This window comes from Mesorhizobium sp. ZC-5 (genome assembly GCF_025753855.1).
Lineage (GTDB): Bacteria > Pseudomonadota > Alphaproteobacteria > Rhizobiales > Rhizobiaceae > Neomesorhizobium.
In genome coordinates this window covers 1-510 of the sequence record NZ_JAOWPT010000071.1, presented here as the reverse complement: position 1 = coordinate 510, position 510 = coordinate 1, and the positions used below count along the sequence as shown (strand labels likewise).

Below are 510 nucleotides of genomic sequence, written 5' to 3'. Positions count from 1 at the left end.
TCGCCGAGGAAGATCGGCTGGCGGAGCTGCTGGTTCCATTCGCGGAAGGTCAGCTTCTGGCCCTTGAAGGCGGCGATGGAAAAGTCGTCGGAACGGATGAACCCGGCGATCTTCACCGGATCGGCGCCCTGCGTGCGGGTCGCCGCCTCGCCCAGAATGCGCACCGCCGTCCACGCCGCCATGTCCTTCGACAGCATGCGGCGGCCGTTGGCCTTGGCGAAGCGGTTCTGGATCTGGGTGCCGCCCCATTGCTCGCTGGCCGGATGCCAGGCCGAAGGAACCAGGCCGGCGGTGCCGGCCACGGGCCGCGGAATCCAGGTGCGGAACGGCACATAGGTGCCGAACACCTCGCTCTCGTCGGCCACCAAAAGCACATCGTGCTCCGGCAGGTCTTGCGTGAACACCGGCATCTGGCGCTGGATCTGGACGACGCCGGAATCGGTGCGGCGCGCCGTGCCGGTGTCCTCGAACAGCTTTTCGGCGACGATCTGGCCGCCGAAGCGGGTCGCG

The 510-nt window shown here is 68.0% G+C and carries 1 pseudogene; it reads right to left on the bottom strand.

What is annotated here, in order from left to right:
- Positions 1-510: pseudogene (locus OHD58_RS30550) on the bottom strand (branched-chain amino acid ABC transporter substrate-binding protein); the annotation flags it as partial.